This is a genomic window from Longispora urticae (assembly GCF_053902585.1).
Genome location: NZ_JAQZSH010000035.1, coordinates 208,289 through 223,853, shown reverse-complemented (window position 1 = coordinate 223,853; position 15,565 = coordinate 208,289). Strand labels below are relative to the sequence as shown.

General features: G+C 71.6%; 13 protein-coding genes. 11 read left to right on the top strand and 2 right to left on the bottom strand.

The features are described from left to right. Window positions 1–94 precede the first annotated feature (94 nt). Window positions 95–667 carry an RNA polymerase sigma factor ShbA gene (shbA, locus tag PT931_RS23535; RefSeq protein WP_456247912.1) on the top strand — a complete coding sequence of 191 codons (573 nt, stop codon included), beginning with the start codon at window positions 95–97 and terminating at the stop codon, window positions 665–667. After that, on the top strand, window positions 664–1,662 hold the full coding sequence (locus PT931_RS23530; RefSeq protein ID WP_456247911.1) for an anti-sigma-D factor RsdA: 999 nt from the start codon (window positions 664–666) through the stop codon (window positions 1,660–1,662). Before shbA ends, PT931_RS23530 begins: the two co-directional genes overlap by 4 nt. Window positions 1,663–1,810: 148 nt before the next feature. On the opposite strand, the gene PT931_RS23525 is transcribed toward PT931_RS23530, so the two are convergent. Further along, window positions 1,811–2,194, bottom strand: a complete 384-nt coding sequence (locus PT931_RS23525; RefSeq protein WP_197006725.1) for a DUF5319 domain-containing protein — start codon at window positions 2,192–2,194, stop codon at window positions 1,811–1,813. Between the two features lie 457 nt (window positions 2,195–2,651). Between PT931_RS23525 and guaB the strand changes: the two genes are divergently transcribed. From guaB to guaA, 6 genes are all read left to right on the top strand, one after another. Further along, entirely contained in the window at window positions 2,652–4,154 is a 1,503-nt protein-coding gene (gene guaB, locus PT931_RS23520) for an IMP dehydrogenase (protein ID WP_456247910.1), read from the top strand. A gap of 10 nt (window positions 4,155–4,164) precedes the next feature. Then, the gene (locus PT931_RS23515) at window positions 4,165–5,277 is read left to right on the top strand and encodes a GuaB3 family IMP dehydrogenase-related protein (RefSeq protein ID WP_363729389.1); all 1,113 of its coding nucleotides are present in this window, start codon (window positions 4,165–4,167) and stop codon (window positions 5,275–5,277) included. Window positions 5,278–5,527: 250 nt separating this feature from the next. After that, a complete protein-coding gene (locus PT931_RS23510) occupies window positions 5,528–7,183 on the top strand; it encodes a GMC oxidoreductase (RefSeq protein ID WP_456247909.1) in 1,656 nt (551 codons plus the stop codon). 163 nt (window positions 7,184–7,346) lie between these two features. Further along, complete coding sequence (locus PT931_RS23505; protein ID WP_456247908.1) at window positions 7,347–8,891, top strand: DHA2 family efflux MFS transporter permease subunit; 1,545 nt, start codon at window positions 7,347–7,349, stop codon at window positions 8,889–8,891. Continuing rightward, window positions 8,888–9,520, top strand: a complete 633-nt coding sequence (locus PT931_RS23500) for a TetR/AcrR family transcriptional regulator (protein WP_456247907.1) — start codon at window positions 8,888–8,890, stop codon at window positions 9,518–9,520. The genes PT931_RS23505 and PT931_RS23500 overlap by 4 nt, the downstream gene beginning before the upstream one ends. 9 nt (window positions 9,521–9,529) lie before the next feature. Then, on the top strand, window positions 9,530–11,071 hold the full coding sequence (gene guaA / locus PT931_RS23495; protein ID WP_456247906.1) for a glutamine-hydrolyzing GMP synthase: 1,542 nt from the start codon (window positions 9,530–9,532) through the stop codon (window positions 11,069–11,071). Window positions 11,072–11,362: 291 nt separating this feature from the next. On the opposite strand, the gene PT931_RS23490 is transcribed toward guaA, so the two are convergent. Next, window positions 11,363–12,238, bottom strand: coding sequence for a PspC domain-containing protein (locus PT931_RS23490; protein ID WP_456247905.1), 876 nt, complete (start codon window positions 12,236–12,238; stop codon window positions 11,363–11,365). 218 nt (window positions 12,239–12,456) lie between these two features. Here PT931_RS23490 and PT931_RS23485 point away from each other — a divergent pair, with 218 nt between their 5' ends. The 3 genes from PT931_RS23485 to PT931_RS23475 all read left to right on the top strand — a co-directional run bounded on the left by PT931_RS23485 (window position 12,457) and on the right by PT931_RS23475 (window position 15,517). After that, window positions 12,457–13,389, top strand: coding sequence for an NUDIX domain-containing protein (locus tag PT931_RS23485; protein ID WP_456247904.1), 933 nt, complete (start codon window positions 12,457–12,459; stop codon window positions 13,387–13,389). Continuing rightward, entirely contained in the window at window positions 13,386–14,303 is a 918-nt protein-coding gene (locus PT931_RS23480; protein WP_456247903.1) for an NUDIX domain-containing protein, read from the top strand. Before PT931_RS23485 ends, PT931_RS23480 begins: the two co-directional genes overlap by 4 nt. Before the next feature lie 311 nt (window positions 14,304–14,614). Beyond that, window positions 14,615–15,517, top strand: a complete 903-nt coding sequence (locus PT931_RS23475) for a CDP-alcohol phosphatidyltransferase family protein (RefSeq protein WP_456247902.1) — start codon at window positions 14,615–14,617, stop codon at window positions 15,515–15,517. Window positions 15,518–15,565: the final 48 nt, after the last annotated feature.

Sequence of the window (15,565 nt, the reverse complement as noted above, 5' to 3'; positions counted from 1 at the left end):
GGGCACCCGGCGAAAGCTGGGTGCTCGTTCTTTTTGCACGCGTCCGTTACGGTGCGAATACACGGGCACCGTAACGGAGGGTCTGTCTTCAACGATGGTCGAAGAGGATGAGCTCACGGGGCTCGCGGTCCGGGCGGCGGCAGGCGATCAGCAGGCCCTGTCCGACCTGCTGGTCAAGCTGAGGCCACTGATCCTGCGCTACTGCCGGGCGCGCCTCGGACGGGTCGGTGGTGGCTACCTGACCGCCGACGACGTCGCCCAGGAGGTGTGCCTCGCTGTGCTGGCCGCCCTGCCGCGATATCAGGACCTGGGCCGCCCCTTCGCCGCGTTCGTGTTCGGGATCGCCGGGCACAAGGTGACCGACGCGCACCGCGCGGCCCAGCGGGCCCTCACCGTCGCGCCCGTCGAGCAGGTCCCCGAACGCCCCGACCCGGGCGCCGACCCCGAGGCCCAGGCCGTGGCCGCCGACCTGTCCCGCCAGCTCGCCGGCCTGCTGGAACGCCTGACCCCCGTGCAGCGCGAGATCATCCTGCTCCGGGTGGCCGTCGGCCTCTCCGCCGAGGAGGCCGGCACCGTACTCGGCATGACCGCCGGGGCGATCCGGGTCGCCCAGCACCGGGCGCTGGCCCGGCTGCGGACGTTCGCGGACGAGGAGGTGTCAGCGTGACGCCGTTCGAGGAGTTCGCGCGCACGGACGCGCTGCTCGACGCCCTCGGCCGGGGCGGGCCCGTGCCGGCGGGGGATCCGCTGGTGGACGCGTTGGCGGCGTGGCGCGCGGACGTGACGGCCGACGAGGACCCGTCGCTCCGGGCGGGCGGCTCATTCGGCCTGACCGCGAACAGCTCGCTCGATCCCGACGCCGCGATTCGCCTGGATGATTCCGTGCGGGACGGCGCGGCCCGTCTGGACCTGGTTGCGGTCGAGTCCGGGGACCGTGCCCGGACCGGGGGCAGCGTCGAGTCCGGTGACCTCGGCAGGTCCGGAGGTGCCGGTCGGCCCGCTGGTCCAGGCAAGCCCGCTGGGCCTGGTGGGATCGGTGGTTCTCCGGGAGTCGCGGTTGTCAGGGGTGGGCGGTCGCGGCGGAGGCTCGTGTTGGCCGCTGCCGCCGTGGTGGTGCTGGCCGCCGGGGGTAGCGGGGTGGCCGCCGCCGGGAACGCCCGGCCGGGCAGCCCGCTGTGGCCGGTGACCCGGGTGGTGTACGCCGACCGCGCCGCCTCCACCCTCGCCGAGACCCGCGCGGAGGAATCCCTGAACCTGGCGACCCAGGCGCTGGAGACGGGCCGGCCGGAGGACGCGCAGAAGTACCTGGCCGAGGCCGAACGCTGGCTGGACAAGGTCACCTCGGACCAGGCGGGCCGCCGGCTGCGGCAGCGCACGGAGGATCTCAGGGGGGTCGCCGGGGGAGTGGAGGGGGTGCCGGGGCGGGCCGATCCGAGGTTCGCGCCCACGCCGAGGGCCAGCAAGCCTGTGGATAACCCTGGGGACAAGTCCCGGCCGACCGGCGGCACCGGTGATTCCGGGGACAAACCGGGCGGCGGTCCGGGCGCCGAGGGCGGCAAGAAGGACGACGGCGACAAGGGCGGGGACGACAAGGACCGCGGCGGGCACAAGGGCGACCGGCCGCCGAGGAACCCCCCGAAGCCACCCAGGCAGAACGCCTGACAGCCGGGGATTCCGCGTCGGGTCGACAGCGCCACGGGCTGGGCCTGCGGAAAGTCGTCAGCACCACGGGCCGGCCGGCCGAAACCGGGGCGCGGGCGCGCAGTGGGCGGGGAGGGGCGGGCGGGTCCCCAGTACCCCAATGGTGGGGTTAGGGGGTGTCCTCGGCCGCGAGGGTGTCCTGCACGCCGTCGGTGTAGCCGCGCGCGTAGTCCCAGGTCACGTAGTGCTCAGGGTCCGGGTTGAACGCGGGCTCGTGCACCCGGGGCCGGCCGTCGTCCAGCAGGTGGCGCAGGTTGGCGCGCAGGAGCTCCCAGTTGAAGTAGTGCGGCTCGCGGCAGTCCTCGCAGTCCACGACGAGGCCCTTCACGCCGGACGGCTCCAGAAGGGTCTGGTAGAGCTCCAGGTCCTCCAGGTCATCGAGGACGTCCTGCTTCTCGTCCTCGGACAGCGGATCGGTCGGCTCCTCGGGGTCGAGCCCCGCGGAGGGGTCGCCCGGATCACCGGCGAAAGGGTCGATCGGCTCGTCGTGCACGCCTCCTACCGTATCGCTCCGAGGCCCCTGCGCGCTCCACCTGCTTCCTGGCGCGCTCGGGCCGACCCCGACGATCAAGAACCTCCGACGGGTACGCGTCCCGCCCGGCCTGCCCCGCGGCGCGCGCCGAACTCCCGGGCCCCGCGTCGTTTCCGCCGGCCGGGGGCCGTTGTGTCGCTCGACGGGCACCGGCGCGGTCGCCGTCCGGGGGCCCGGTGACCGACCCGGGCGTCCAACTCCCGCCAGCGCGGCGGGTCGACCCGTGCCGGGTGCGGTGGCCGACGCCTGCCAGCGCGGTAGGCGCCCCGTGCCGGGAGCGGTGGTGGGCCCGTCGCCGGCCTGAGTCGGGCTCGGGTGACGCCCGCAGGTTCCGGCCCTGGTCACGGCCCGCGAGACCGGGGTCCAGATCACAGAGGGTGCCGCCGAGGTGCGAGTTTCCCGCTGGGTAGGATTGCGTATGCCGCAGCATCTGGAATCGGACACCGCCATGAACACCCTGCCACTGGGTCTGACCTTCGACGACGTGCTTCTCCTGCCCGCCGAAGCCGACATCGAACCGGGGTCCACGCGGACCACGACCCGGCTCACCAAGAACATCACTCTCGAGATCCCGTTGGTCTCCAGTGCCATGGACACGGTGACCGAGGCCCGGATGGCCATCGCGATGGCGCGCAACGGCGGCATCGGGGTCCTGCACCGCAACCTCTCCGTCGAGGACCAGGCGACCCAGGTGGACCTGGTGAAGCGGTCCGAGTCCGGCATGATCACGAACCCGGTGACCTGTCAGCCGAACGACACCCTCCGCGACGTCGACGCGTTGTGCGCGAAGTTCCGGATCTCGGGCGTCCCGGTGATCGACGCCGACGGCACGCTGGTCGGCATCGTGACCAACCGTGACATGCGCTTCGTCACCGACGGCGCGACCCCGGTCCGCGAGATCATGACGAAGATGCCCCTGGTCACGGCCCCGGTCGGGGTCTCCAAGGACGACGCGCTCGCCTTGCTGCGGCAGCACAAGATCGAGAAGCTCCCGTTGGTCGACGGCACGGGCAAGTTGCGCGGGCTGATCACGGTCAAGGACTTCACGAAGAGCGAGCAGTTCCCGAACGCCACCAAGGACGACGCGGGCCGGCTGCGGGTCGCGGCGGCCGTCGGGGTCGGCGAGGACGGGTACAAGCGGGCGCGCGCCCTGGTCGACGCCGGCGTGGACGTGATCATGGTCGACGTGGCGCACGGGCACAGCCGGCACCTCCTCGACATGATCAAGCTGCTGAAGAAGGAGACGTCGGTCGACGTCGTCGGCGGCAACATCGCCACCTACGCCGGTGCCCTGGCCATCGCCGAGGCCGGCGCGGACGCGGTCAAGGTCGGCGTGGGCCCGGGCTCGATCTGTACGACGCGGGTGGTCGCCGGCGTCGGCGCCCCCCAGGTCACGGCCATCATGGACGCGGCCCGCGCGTGCCGCCCGCTCGGCGTGCCGGTGATCGGCGACGGCGGGATGCAGTACTCGGGCGACATCGCCAAGGCCATCGTCGCGGGCGCGGACACCGTGATGCTCGGTTCGCTGCTGGCGGGCTGCGAGGAGTCCCCGGGCGAGCTGATCTTCATCAACGGCAAGCAGTTCAAGTCGTACCGGGGCATGGGTTCCCTCGGGGCCATGCAGTCCCGGGGCGACCGCCGGTCGTACTCCAAGGACCGGTACTTCCAGCAGGACGTCTCCGAGGACAGGCTGGTCCCGGAGGGCATCGAGGGCCAGGTTCCGTACCGCGGCCCGCTCTCCGCCGTCGCCCACCAGTTGGTGGGTGGCCTGGGGCAGGCGCTGTTCTACTGCGGTGCCGATAGCATCAGTGAGCTACAGCGGCGGGGCAAGCTCATCCGGATCACGTCGGCTGGCCTCAAGGAGAGCCACCCGCACGACATCCAGATGACCGTCGAGGCACCCAACTACCACTCCCGTTAAGGAGCGCGCCGTGCGAGACGTCGTCGAGATCGGGCTGGGCAAGGTCGCCCGGCGGGGATATCACCTGTCGGATGTCGCGATCGTGCCGAGCCGCCGAACCCGGGATGTCGACGACGTCTCCACGGCCTGGCAGCTCGACGCCTACCGGTTCGAGATCCCCTGCGTGGCCCACCCCACCGATGCCACGATGAGCCCCGCCTCGGCGGTCGCCCTCGGTCGGCTGGGCGGGCTGGGCGTGCTGAACGCCGAGGGCCTGTGGTGCCGGTACGAGGACCCGTCGAAGCTCCTGGCCGAGCTCGCCGACCTCGACCAGCCCGCGACCGCGCGGCTCCAGGAGATCTACGCCGAGCCGATCAAGCCCGAGCTGATCGCCGAGCGGGTCCGCGAGATGCGGCTCGGCGGCGGCACGGTGGCCGTCCGGGTGTCCCCGCAGCACACCCTGGCCCTCGCGCCGGTCATCCTCGACGCGGGCGTGGACCTGCTGGTCATCCAGGGCACCCTGGTGTCCGCCGAGCACGTGTCGACCACGGACGAGCCGCTGAACCTCAAGGAGTTCATCGCGGACCTCGACCTGCCGGTGATCGTCGGCGGCTGCACCAACTACCAGACCGCACTGCACCTGATGCGTACCGGCGCGGCCGGCGTGATCATCGGGATCGGCGCGGACGACTTCTCCACCACCGACCAGGTGCTCGGCATCCGGGTCCCGATGGCCTCGGCGATCGCGGACGCGGCGGCCGCCCGGCGGGACTACCTCGACGAGACGGGCGGGCGCTACGTCCACCTGATCGCCGACGGCGACATCTCCACCTCGGGTGACATCGCGCGCGCCCTGGCCTGCGGCGCGGACGCCGTGATGCTCGGCCAGCCGCTCGCGCTCGCGGAGGACTCGCCGGCCGGCGGCGCGTGGTGGCACTCCTCGGCGAGCCACCCGAAGCTGGCCCGGGGCATGTACGTGCCCGGGGACGAGCCGCTCGGTTCGCTGGAGGAGCTGCTCTACGGCCCGTCGGACGACCCGAGCGGTGCGCTGAACCTGTTCGGCGGCCTGAAGCGCGCGATGGCCAAGTGCGGCTACCGCGACCTGAAGGAGTTCCAGAAGGTCGAGCTGAGCCTCGACATCTAGTTCGCGATCGTGTGGGGCCCGACCGGCGTGCTGCTGGTCGGGCCTCTCGCGTTCCTGGTGCGGCCCGGAGACGCCCGCTCGGAGGCACGGCCCGGAGGCGCCGGCTCGGAGGCACGGTCCGGAGACGCCCGCTCGGAGGCACGGTCTGGTCGGCCTACCGCGCCGCCGAGCCGGACCCCGCGATTCCGCGCACCGGTCGTGCGCGCCACCCCCTTCCCCGGAAAGCTACCCGCGAGTAGCATCCCGAGGCATGGCGGACTTCGATGTCATCGTGATCGGCTCCGGGTTCGGGGGCAGCGTCTCCGCGCTCCGGCTCGTCGAGAAGGGCTACCGCGTCGCGGTCCTGGAGGCCGGGCGAAGGTTCGCCGACGACGAGTTCCCCAAGACCTCCTGGCGGCTGAGCAGCTTCCTCTGGGCCCCGAAGGTGCGCTTCTTCGGCATCCAGCGGATCAACCTGCTCCGCGACGCGCTGATCCTGTCCGGCGCGGGCGTCGGCGGCGGCAGCCTGGTGTACGCGAACACGCTGTACGAGCCGCTGCCCGCGTTCTTCGCCGACCGGCAGTGGGCGCACATCACGGACTGGAAGGCCGAGCTGGCCCCGTACTACGACCAGGCGAAGCGGATGCTGGGCGTGGTCACGTACGACCGGATGACCAGCGCCGACCTCATGATCAAGGCGGTGGCCGACGACATGGGGGTCGGGGACACGTTCCACCAGACCCCGGTCGGCGTGTACTTCGGCGAGCCCGGCGTGGACCCCTTCTTCGGCGGGGTCGGCCCCGAGCGCCAGCCGTGCCGGGAGTGCGGGGCGTGCATGACGGGCTGCCGGTACAACGCGAAGAACACGCTGGTCAAGAACTACCTCTTCCTCGCGGAGCAGGCCGGTGCGCAGGTGCACGCGCTGACGACGGTCACCTCGGTGCGCCCGCACAACGGCGGCTACGAGGTGCGGACCCGACGCACCGGCGGGTACCGGAAGAAGGCCTTCACCGCCGACCAGGTCGTCTTCGCGGCCGGGGCGCTCGGCACCCAGCGGCTGCTGCACCGGTTCAAGGCGCGCGAACTGCCCCGGCTGTCCGACCGGCTCGGCTACCTGACCAGGACGAATTCCGAGTCCATCATCGGCGCGCGGTCGTTCGCCAAGGGCGCCGACTACACCGACGGGGTGGCGATCACCAGCTCGTTCCACCCGGACGCCGACACCCACATCGAGCCGGTGCGCTACGGCAAGGGCTCCAACGCGATGGGCCTGCTCCAGACCGTGCTCACCGACGGCGGCTCGCGCTGGCCGCGCTGGCTGGTCGGGATCGCCACCCTGTTCCGAGAGCCGAAGACCCTGCGCGCGCTGTCGATCCGCAAGTGGTCCGAGCGGACGATCATCGCGCTCGTCATGCAGACCCGGGACAACTCGCTGACCGTGAGCCTGAAGCGCACCTGGTACGGCCGCCGCAAGCTCACCTCCCGGCAGGGGCACGGCGAGCCCAACCCGTCGTGGATCCCGGCCGGCAACGAGGCGGTCCGCCGGCTCGCCGAGAAGATGGGCGGCGTGGCCGGCGGCACCTGGAACGACCTGTTCAACATCCCGCTGACCGCGCACATCCTGGGTGGCTGCGCGATCGGGGACTCGCCGGAGACGGGCGTGATCGACCCCTACCACCGGGTGTACGGCTACCCCGGGCTGCACATCGTCGACGGCGCGGCGGTGAGCGCGAACCTGGGCGTGAACCCGTCCCTGACGATCACGGCGCAGGCGGAACGGGCCCTGTCCTTCTGGCCGAACTACGGCGAGCCCGACCCGCGCCCGGCACTGGGCAGCGCGTACGAGCAGGTCGGGCCGGTGTCGCCGGAGAGTCCGGTGGTGCCGGAGCACGCGCCGGCGGTGCTGCGGCTGACCGTGCGTCCCTGAGCCTCCCGCGGGCCCGGAGCGGCGACGCCGCAGGCCCGGAGCGGCAGCCTCCCACAGGGGCCACCCGCAGTCCCGGGTGACATCCGCCATACCCCCTCCCCATTCCGATACCGCCGGGTCTAGTTTCTATTACTAGACCCCTCGGTATCGGAAAGAGGCTCCGATGGACACTGCCGTCATCCACCGCCGACGCTGGGCCACCCTCGGCGTCCTCTGCGTCTCGCTGCTCATCATCGGCCTGGACAACACCGTCCTGAACGTCGCGCTCGCCACCCTCCAGCGCGAACTCGACGCCACCGCCGGCCAGCTCCAGTGGATCGTGGACTCCTACACCCTCGCCTTCGCCGGGCTGCTGCTGCTCGCGGGCGCGTGGGGGGACAAGTACGGGCGGCGGAAGGCGTTGCTGATCGGCCTCGTCATCTTCGGCGCGTCCTCGCTGTGGGCGGCGCTGTGCGAGAGCCCCGAGCAGCTGATCGCCGCCCGCGCCGTTATGGGCGTCGGCGCGGCCCTGATCATGCCGAGCACCCTGTCGATCCTCACGAACTCCTTCACCAACCAGAAGGAGCGCAAGTCCGCGATCGGGATCTGGGCCGGGGTCTCCGGGATCGGGATCGCCGCCGGGCCGGCCCTCGGCGGGTACCTGCTCGACCATTTCGACTGGTCCAGCGTGTTCTACATCAACGTGTTCGTCGTCGTGGCCGGCATCGTGGGCGCGCTGCTCATCGTCCCGGAGTCCCGCGACGCGCACGCCCCGAAGCTCGACCTGGTCGGCGGGCTGCTCAGCGTCATCGGCCTCGTCGCGCTCGTGTGGGCCATCATCGAGGCCCCGGGCGCCGGCTGGGGGGCCACCAAGGTCGTGGTCGGCTTCGGGGTGGCGGCCGTGACGCTGGTGGCGTTCGCGGTATGGGAGCTGCGGCACCCGTACCCGATGCTCGACATGCGGTTCTTCGCGAACCGGCGGTTCTCCGTACCCGCCATCGCCGTCACGCTCGTGTTCTTCGTCCTGATGGGCTCGGCGTTCTTCCTCTCGATCCACCTCCAGACCGTCATGGGGTACGACGCCCTGGAGGCCGGCCTGCGGATCATGCCGATCGCCGCCGGCCTGGTGTTCGGGGCCCCGCTCGCGATGGCCATCGCCCAGAAGGTCGGCGAGAAGATCCCGGTCGTGTTCGGGCTGGTCCTGCTCGCGGCGTCCTTCTGGGTGATCGCCGGCACCCAGGTCGACTCCGGGTACGGCCGGGTACTCACCGCCGTCCTGATCATGGGCTTCGGGATGTCGTTCGCGATGGCCCCGGCCACCGAGGCGGTCATGGGTTCGCTGCCGATCGAGAAGGCCGGCGTGGGCTCGGCCGTCAACGACGCGGTGCGCCAGATCGGCGGCGCGCTCGGCGTCGCGGTGCTCGGCTCGATCATCAACTCGGTGTACCGGCATAGGATGGTCGACGCCGTCGCCGGCCTGCCCGCGCAGGCCCAGGACACGGCGAAGGACAATGTGCAGGGCGCGATGCAGGTCGCGGCCGCGCCGGGCATGCCCCCGCAGGCGGGCGGACAGCTGACGGGTACCGCCTTCCAGGCCTTCGTCGAGGGGCTGCACGTGGTCGCGTGGGTCTCGGTGGCGCTGTGCGTGGTCGGTGCGCTCGTGGCCGCCGTCTGGCTGCCGGCGCACGCGGCCGTCGCTGAGGAACCGGAGCTCGTGGAGGTCAAGTGAGCAAGCGCGAGGCCCCCGACGCGGGGGACCCGGCCACGGCTCCCCGCGGCCGCCCCCGCGACCCCGAGGTCGCCGAACGCGTCCGCCGCGCCGCCGCCGAACTCCTCTTCGAGGTCGGCTTCGAGGGCACGACCGTCGACGAGGTCGCCAAACGGGCCGGCGTGGCCAAGGCGACCCTGTACCGCCGCTGGGCCAGCAAGGACGAGCTGGTCCTGGAGGCGTTCGCGAGCCTGATCGACTACCGGGTACCCCTGCCCGACACCGGGCACATCGCCACCGACCTGCGCACGGTCTACACCTCCGCCGTCACCATGTTCTCCACCGAGCAGGGCGCCGCCTGGATCCGGACCGTGGCCATGGAGGCCGCCCGCAACCCGAAGGTCGCCGCCCTGCTCGTCACGGGGATGGACGCCCGGATCTCGATGGCCCAGACGCTGCTCGACCGGGCCGGGGCGCGCGGCCAGGTCCGGCCCGGGGTCAACGCCAAGCTCGTCATGGAACTGTTCAACGGGGTCACGGTCAACCGGGCCCTGGCGCACCAGCCGATGCCGGACCCGGCGGAGATCGACCAGCTCGTCCAGCTCACACTGCGGGGGATCGCCGCCGGGGCCCCGGAAGGGGATGACTAGGCTCTTGACATGCAGCAGCCCGTCCTCGTTGTTGATTTTGGGGCGCAGTACGCCCAGTTGATCGCCCGCCGCGTCCGCGAGGCCCGGGTGTACTCCGAGATCGTCCCGTCCTCGATGCCCGTGGCCGAGATGCTCGCGAAGAACCCGGCCGCGATCATCCTGTCCGGTGGCCCCTCGTCCGTCTACGAGCCCGGCGCCCCGCAGGTCTCCGACGCGTTGTTCGAAGCCGGCGTGCCGGTCTTCGGCATCTGCTACGGATTCCAGGCGATGGCCCGCGCGCTCGGCGGCACGGTGGCCCGTACCGGCCTCCGGGAGTTCGGCGGCACCCCGGTGTCCGTCGTGACCCCCGGTGTCCTGCTCGCCGACCTGCCGACCGACCTGTCGGTGTGGATGAGCCACGGGGACAGCGTCTCCGAGGCGCCCGCCGGCTTCACGGTCACGGCCACCTCGGAGGGCGCCCCCGTGGCCGCCTTCGAGGACGTGTCGCGCCGGTTCGCCGGGGTGCAGTACCACCCGGAGGTCAAGCACTCCGCGCACGGCCAGACGGTGCTGGAGCACTTCCTGTACGACATCGCCGGCCTCACCCCCGAGTGGACCTCCGCGAACGTCATCGAGGAGCAGGTCGCCGCGATCCGCGCCCAGGTGGGCGACAAGCAGGTGCTCTGCGCCCTGTCCGGCGGCGTGGACTCCGCCGTGGCCGCCGCCCTGGTACACAAGGCCGTCGGCGACCAGCTGACCTGCGTGTTCGTCGACCACGGCCTGCTGCGCGCCGGCGAGGCCGCCCAGGTCGAGACCGACTACGTGGCCGCCACCGGCATCAAGCTCCGGGTCTTCAACGCGCAGGACCAGTTCCTGGGCGCGCTCGCCGGGGTCACCGACCCCGAGGAGAAGCGCAAGATCATCGGCCGGGAGTTCATCCGGTGCTTCGAGGCCGCGGCCCGCGACCTCGCCGCCGAGGGTGTCGAGTACCTGGTCCAGGGCACGCTGTACCCGGACGTGGTCGAGTCGGGCGGCGGCACCGGTACCGCCAACATCAAGTCCCACCACAACGTCGGCGGCCTGCCGGAGGACCTGAAGTTCTCCCTGGTCGAGCCGCTGCGCACCCTGTTCAAGGACGAGGTCCGCACGATCGGCCTCGAACTGGGCCTGCCCCCGGAGATGATCTGGCGGCACCCGTTCCCGGGCCCCGGTCTCGCGATCCGGATCATCGGCGCCGTCGACCGGGAGCGGATCGACATCCTGCGCCAGGCCGACCTGATCGCCCGCGAGGAGCTCACCGCCTCCGGCCTCGACCGCGACGTCTGGCAGTTCCCGGTGGTCCTCCTCGCCGACGTCCGCTCCGTGGGCGTCCAGGGCGACGGCCGCACCTACGGCCACCCGGTGGTCCTGCGCCCCGTCTCGTCCGAGGACGCGATGACCGCCGACTGGTCCCGCCTGCCCTACGACCTGATCGCCAGGATCTCGACCCGGATCACCAACGAGGTCGCGGAGATCAACCGGGTCACCCTCGACGTCACGAGCAAGCCCCCGGGCACCATCGAGTGGGAGTAGCGCACCGGCGCTACCAGCCGAAATCGGGAGTAAACTAAGAAGTCTGCGGGACCCGCCACGCTTGCATGGACGCCGTGGCGGGTCCCGCATCTTTCCACCCAACCCCCATCCGGGTACGCCACCCGACAGCCCCACGGCACGGCACTCCACAACGACCAGTACAGGTCCGTGGCGGTTCGTTGGAAGAGAGTCAAAGGCTCTTCTCTCTTCCAACGAACCGCCACGGACCGCCCCACCTGAACGCTGATCGCCGCCCCGGACATCCGGAACGGCGATCAGCGTGAGCGGTTGCTACTTCTCCGGCTCGGCCGGCAACTTCTTCGTACCGTCATCCTTGGCGGCGGGCAGAACCGTCGTGGCCGGATCCGCGTCACCGGGCAGAACCGTGGTCTCGTCCCGCGTGTCGGCCGGCAGCGCCGTGGTGTCGGAGCTGACGGGGATCACCGTCGTCGCGGCCGGGATGACCGTGGTCTCGGTGTCCGCCGGCACGAACGTCGTCTCGGTAACGGACGTGTCCGTCGAGTCGGCGGGCAGCACGGTTGTCTCACCGGGCAGCACGGTCGTCGACCCGGGCTGGGCCCGGAGGATCTCGGTCGGCTCCGGAGCGCTGTCGCCCCCGACGCTGTCGGTGGCGGCCGGGACCGGCTCCGTCGAGGAGACCGGGGTCGGCTTGGCCGGGGCCTCGTCCGCCGGCTCCTCGTAGGGCTCCTCGATCACCGTCTCCGGGATCGAAGGCGCCACCGGAGCGACGGCCGGAGCCGCAGCGGCCGGGGCGGCCGGTACGACCGGGTCGACCGGTGCGACGAACGGCTCGGCGGGCGGCGGGACCACGGTGAACGGCGCGGGCTGCGTCGCGTAGGTCGGCGGGGTGTAGCCGCCGGCCGCCGGGTACCCGGCACTGGGCGTCCACGTGGCCCCGGCCGGAGCCCAACCGGGAGCCCCCGGTCCACCGGGTGCCCCCGGGTGCCCCTCCTCCGGCATGATCAGCCACGCGGCGACGTACGCGAGGAGCGACCAGCCGCCGGTGAAGAACACGGAGACGATGAAGAGGACCCGGACGAGGGTGGGGTCGAAGTCGAAGTACCTGGCGGTACCGCCGCAGACGCCCGAGATCTTCCGGTCGGAGCGGGAGCGGCGAAGCTGCTTGATGGCGGTGTGCTCAGTCATGTCTACAGCGTGACCGACAAAGACCCCCGTCGACATCGGTGACCGCCCTGACCGTACCCCTGAGCCGCCCCTGAGCCCGGGGTCACCCGAAGGTCGTACCCGGGGCCACCGGACGTGAACGCGCCCCGTACACCGTCCAAACAGAACCGGGCAATCACTGTCATATGTCCGGCAAACTCTTGACCTTGAAGCGTGGACCCTCGTCACACTTGTGATTCATGACCCCCGCGCTAGAGCCGCTGCGCCGCATCGCCGCGTACGGCATATGTTCCGATTCAGCCGGCAACATCCTGCTGGTCCGGGCCTCGGCCACCGCCGCCAACCCGGGCTCGTGGTCGTTGCCGGGCGGAGGGGTCGACCACGGCGAGCACCCCGAGGCCGCCGTGATCCGCGAGACGGACGAGGAGACGGGCCTCGCCGTCGTGGTCACCGAGCTGCGCGACGTGCTCTCCGACCTGCGCGCCCTCCCGCACCGCGGCCTGGCCCTGCACACCGACCGCCTGCTCTACACGGTCAAGGTCACCGGCGGCGGCCTGCGCGACGTGCTGTCGGGGAGTACGGACCTGGCCCGCTGGGTGCCGCCGCACGAGGCCGAGCAGCTGGCCCTGCGCCCGTTCACGGCGACGGCGCTCGGGCTGCCGGGCACGGGTGACCTGCGCCCGGACGACCCGCCGGAGCTGCCGTCGTTCCTGCTGGTCCCCGGGCCGGACGGCCGCCCCCGGGCGCAGCGCTTCGCCGCGTACGCGGTGGCGACCGACCCCGCCGACCGGGTCCTGCTGACCCGGGTCTCGGCGGGCTACCCGGGAGCGGGGCGCTGGCACCTGCCCGGCGGGGGGATCGACTTCGGGGAGCAGCCCGACGCGGCGCTGATGCGGGAGCTGTCCGAGGAGACGGGCCAGCGCGGCCGGCTGCTGGCCCTGCTGGGGGTCGCGAGCCACCGGGACACGGCCCAGGTCGGCCCCGAGGGGTACCCGATCGACTGGCACGGCGTGCGGGCCTTCTACCGGGTCGCCGTCGACAACCCCCGACCTCCACGGGTGTACGACACCGTGGGCTCCACCTGTGAGGCGCGCTGGTTCACCCGGGCGGAACTCGCCGGGCTCCCGCTGACGGAGGTGACGGAGGAGGCGCTGGCTAAGGTCAGTACATGACCTTGAGCCAGGAACGTCGGATCGCAGCGTACGGGGTGTGCCGGGACGAGTCCGGACGGGTTCTGCTCGTCCAGGCGTCCCCGGCCTCCGCGAGCTCCGGCAGCTGGAATCTGCCCGGCGGCGGCCTCGACCACGGGGAGGACCCGGCGGTCGCGGTGGTCCGGGAGTTCCTGGAGGAGACCGGCCTCGTCGTGAAGGTCACCGGCCTGCACTCGGTCTCCGTGGAGGTGAACGACATCCCGCACCTGGGGGTCCGCCGGCACCAGGACCAGATCGTCTACGACGTCCGGGTCGTCGGCGGCCTGCTGACCCCCGAGGTGGACGGCAGTTCGCACCGGGTGGAGTGGCTGTCCGAGGCGCAGATCGAGGGCCTGCCCCTGTTCGAGCGGGTCCGGACCGCCCTGGGCGTGACGGGCCTGCCGGAGCTGCGGCACCCGAACCCGCCGGTCAGCACGCCGGAGGAGCCGAACCCGGACCGCGGCCAGCGCTTCAGCGCGTACGGCGTGGTCACCGACCCGGCCGGCCGGATCCTGCTGACCCTGATCGCCGAGAACTACCCGGGCGCGGGCACCTGGCACCTGCCGGGCGGGGGCACCGACTTCGGCGAGGACTCGGCGGACGGCGTGCTCCGGGAGCTGCGGGAGGAGACCGGCCAGACAGGGCGGATCACACAGCTCCTTACCGTGTCGAACATGCACAATCCAGCCGCATGGGGCCCAGAAGGGCGCGCAATGGACTGGCATGGGGTGCGCGTCACGTACCGGGTGATTATTGACACCCCCACCGACCCGGTCGTGGGGGAGGTCGGCGGATCGACGGCTGCTGCTGGCTGGTTCACTCCGGCGGAGGCTGCGACGCTTCGCCTGAACAGGCCCACTTTCGAGGCTCTCACCCGCGCGCGACTGTTAAGTTGATCTACCTCTCACCGGCCGTGGTCATCGACTACCGCTAGTAATATTGATAGCGAAGCGTCCATATGCCGACACTCACAGTAGTGTCGCTTCATCCCTATTTGGTAGTTTTGCCCGTAATCGAGGGAAAGTTTGTGCGAGCGGGCGTCGCCAAGGGTGGCATCCATATGCCATCGTTTAACGCATTGGCTTGACGGCCGCCGAGGTGGCGGAGACACCCGATCCGGCCATTTGGAGGGACTGGAGTGCCGAGAGCACCCTGGCGGCGCAGTGGTGACACACCACGACCCGCTGGCCGTCGTTGGACCGGCGCGATGCGCCGCAGTGGCACGCTTGCGCGCAGCGTGCTCGTCCGCACGGCCCTGGTTGGCCGTCGTCGTCGCGACGGCGGAGACCTGCTGACCACCACCGGATCCGCGGACGTCGTCCCGGACGACCTCGCGAGCCTGGACCGCCGGGACCTCGTGGTCCCGCGCAACCCGGCCGCGCAGTCGCCCGCGCTGGACGAGCCGCTGGCCGGTCCGATCTCCATCCCGCTCCTCCCCGGCGAGCGCACCCTCGACCGGCGGATCAAGTTCGGCCTGGTCAACGCCTGCACCATCTCCAGCATCATGTGGGGGATGTTCGCGGTGTTCCTGAGCATGCAGGGGCACGTGCCGTGGGCCGCCGCCTGCATCCTGGCGTGCGTCACGTTCGACGGGCTCGACGGCGCGCTGGCCCGCAAGTTCGGGGTCGCCAGCCCGTTCGGCGCCCAGATGGACTCGATGGCGGACATGTCGTCGTTCGGGCTCGCGGTGCCGGTCGTGCTGTTCAGCTGGCTGCAGCCGGTCGCGCCGGTCTGGCTGCTGGGCCCGGCCTGCGCCCTGATCGCGGTCTGCTCGGCGATCCGGCTGGCCCGGTTCAACGTCTCGCCCAAGGACGGCCGGTTCTTCTGCGGCGTCCCGACCACGATGGCGGCGACGATCCTGGCGCTGTCCGTGCTGCTGATCAAGCCCACCATGGGGCTCGCCGTGGCGGTCGCGGTCATCGCGCTGCTGATGGTCACCACGTTCCCGTACGCGAAGCTGGCCCGGGTGCTGCGCCTGCCGCGCTGGCTCCTGGTGGTGCCGGTGCTCGGCGGCCTCGCCGACTACCAGATCACCTTCATGGTGCTGATCGGCGCCTACCTGGTCAGCGGCCCCGTCCTCTGGCTCCGGCACCGCGAAGCCGCCCTGTAGAACGCGCGCAAAGGCCCCGTACCCATCAAGGGTGCGGGGCCTTTTGCT

Coding starts and splice junctions, on each gene's coding strand:
- shbA (WP_456247912.1), top strand. CDS start 95: ATGGTCGAAGAGGATGAGCTCACGGGGCTCGCGGTCCGGGCGGCGGCA.
- guaB (WP_456247910.1), top strand. CDS start 2,652: ATGCCGCAGCATCTGGAATCGGACACCGCCATGAACACCCTGCCACTG.
- PT931_RS23510 (WP_456247909.1), top strand. CDS start 5,528: ATGGCGGACTTCGATGTCATCGTGATCGGCTCCGGGTTCGGGGGCAGC.
- PT931_RS23505 (WP_456247908.1), top strand. CDS start 7,347: ATGGACACTGCCGTCATCCACCGCCGACGCTGGGCCACCCTCGGCGTC.
- guaA (WP_456247906.1), top strand. CDS start 9,530: ATGCAGCAGCCCGTCCTCGTTGTTGATTTTGGGGCGCAGTACGCCCAG.
- PT931_RS23490 (WP_456247905.1), bottom strand. CDS start 12,238: ATGACTGAGCACACCGCCATCAAGCAGCTTCGCCGCTCCCGCTCCGAC.
- PT931_RS23485 (WP_456247904.1), top strand. CDS start 12,457: ATGACCCCCGCGCTAGAGCCGCTGCGCCGCATCGCCGCGTACGGCATA.
- PT931_RS23480 (WP_456247903.1), top strand. CDS start 13,386: ATGACCTTGAGCCAGGAACGTCGGATCGCAGCGTACGGGGTGTGCCGG.
- PT931_RS23475 (WP_456247902.1), top strand. CDS start 14,615: ATGCGCCGCAGTGGCACGCTTGCGCGCAGCGTGCTCGTCCGCACGGCC.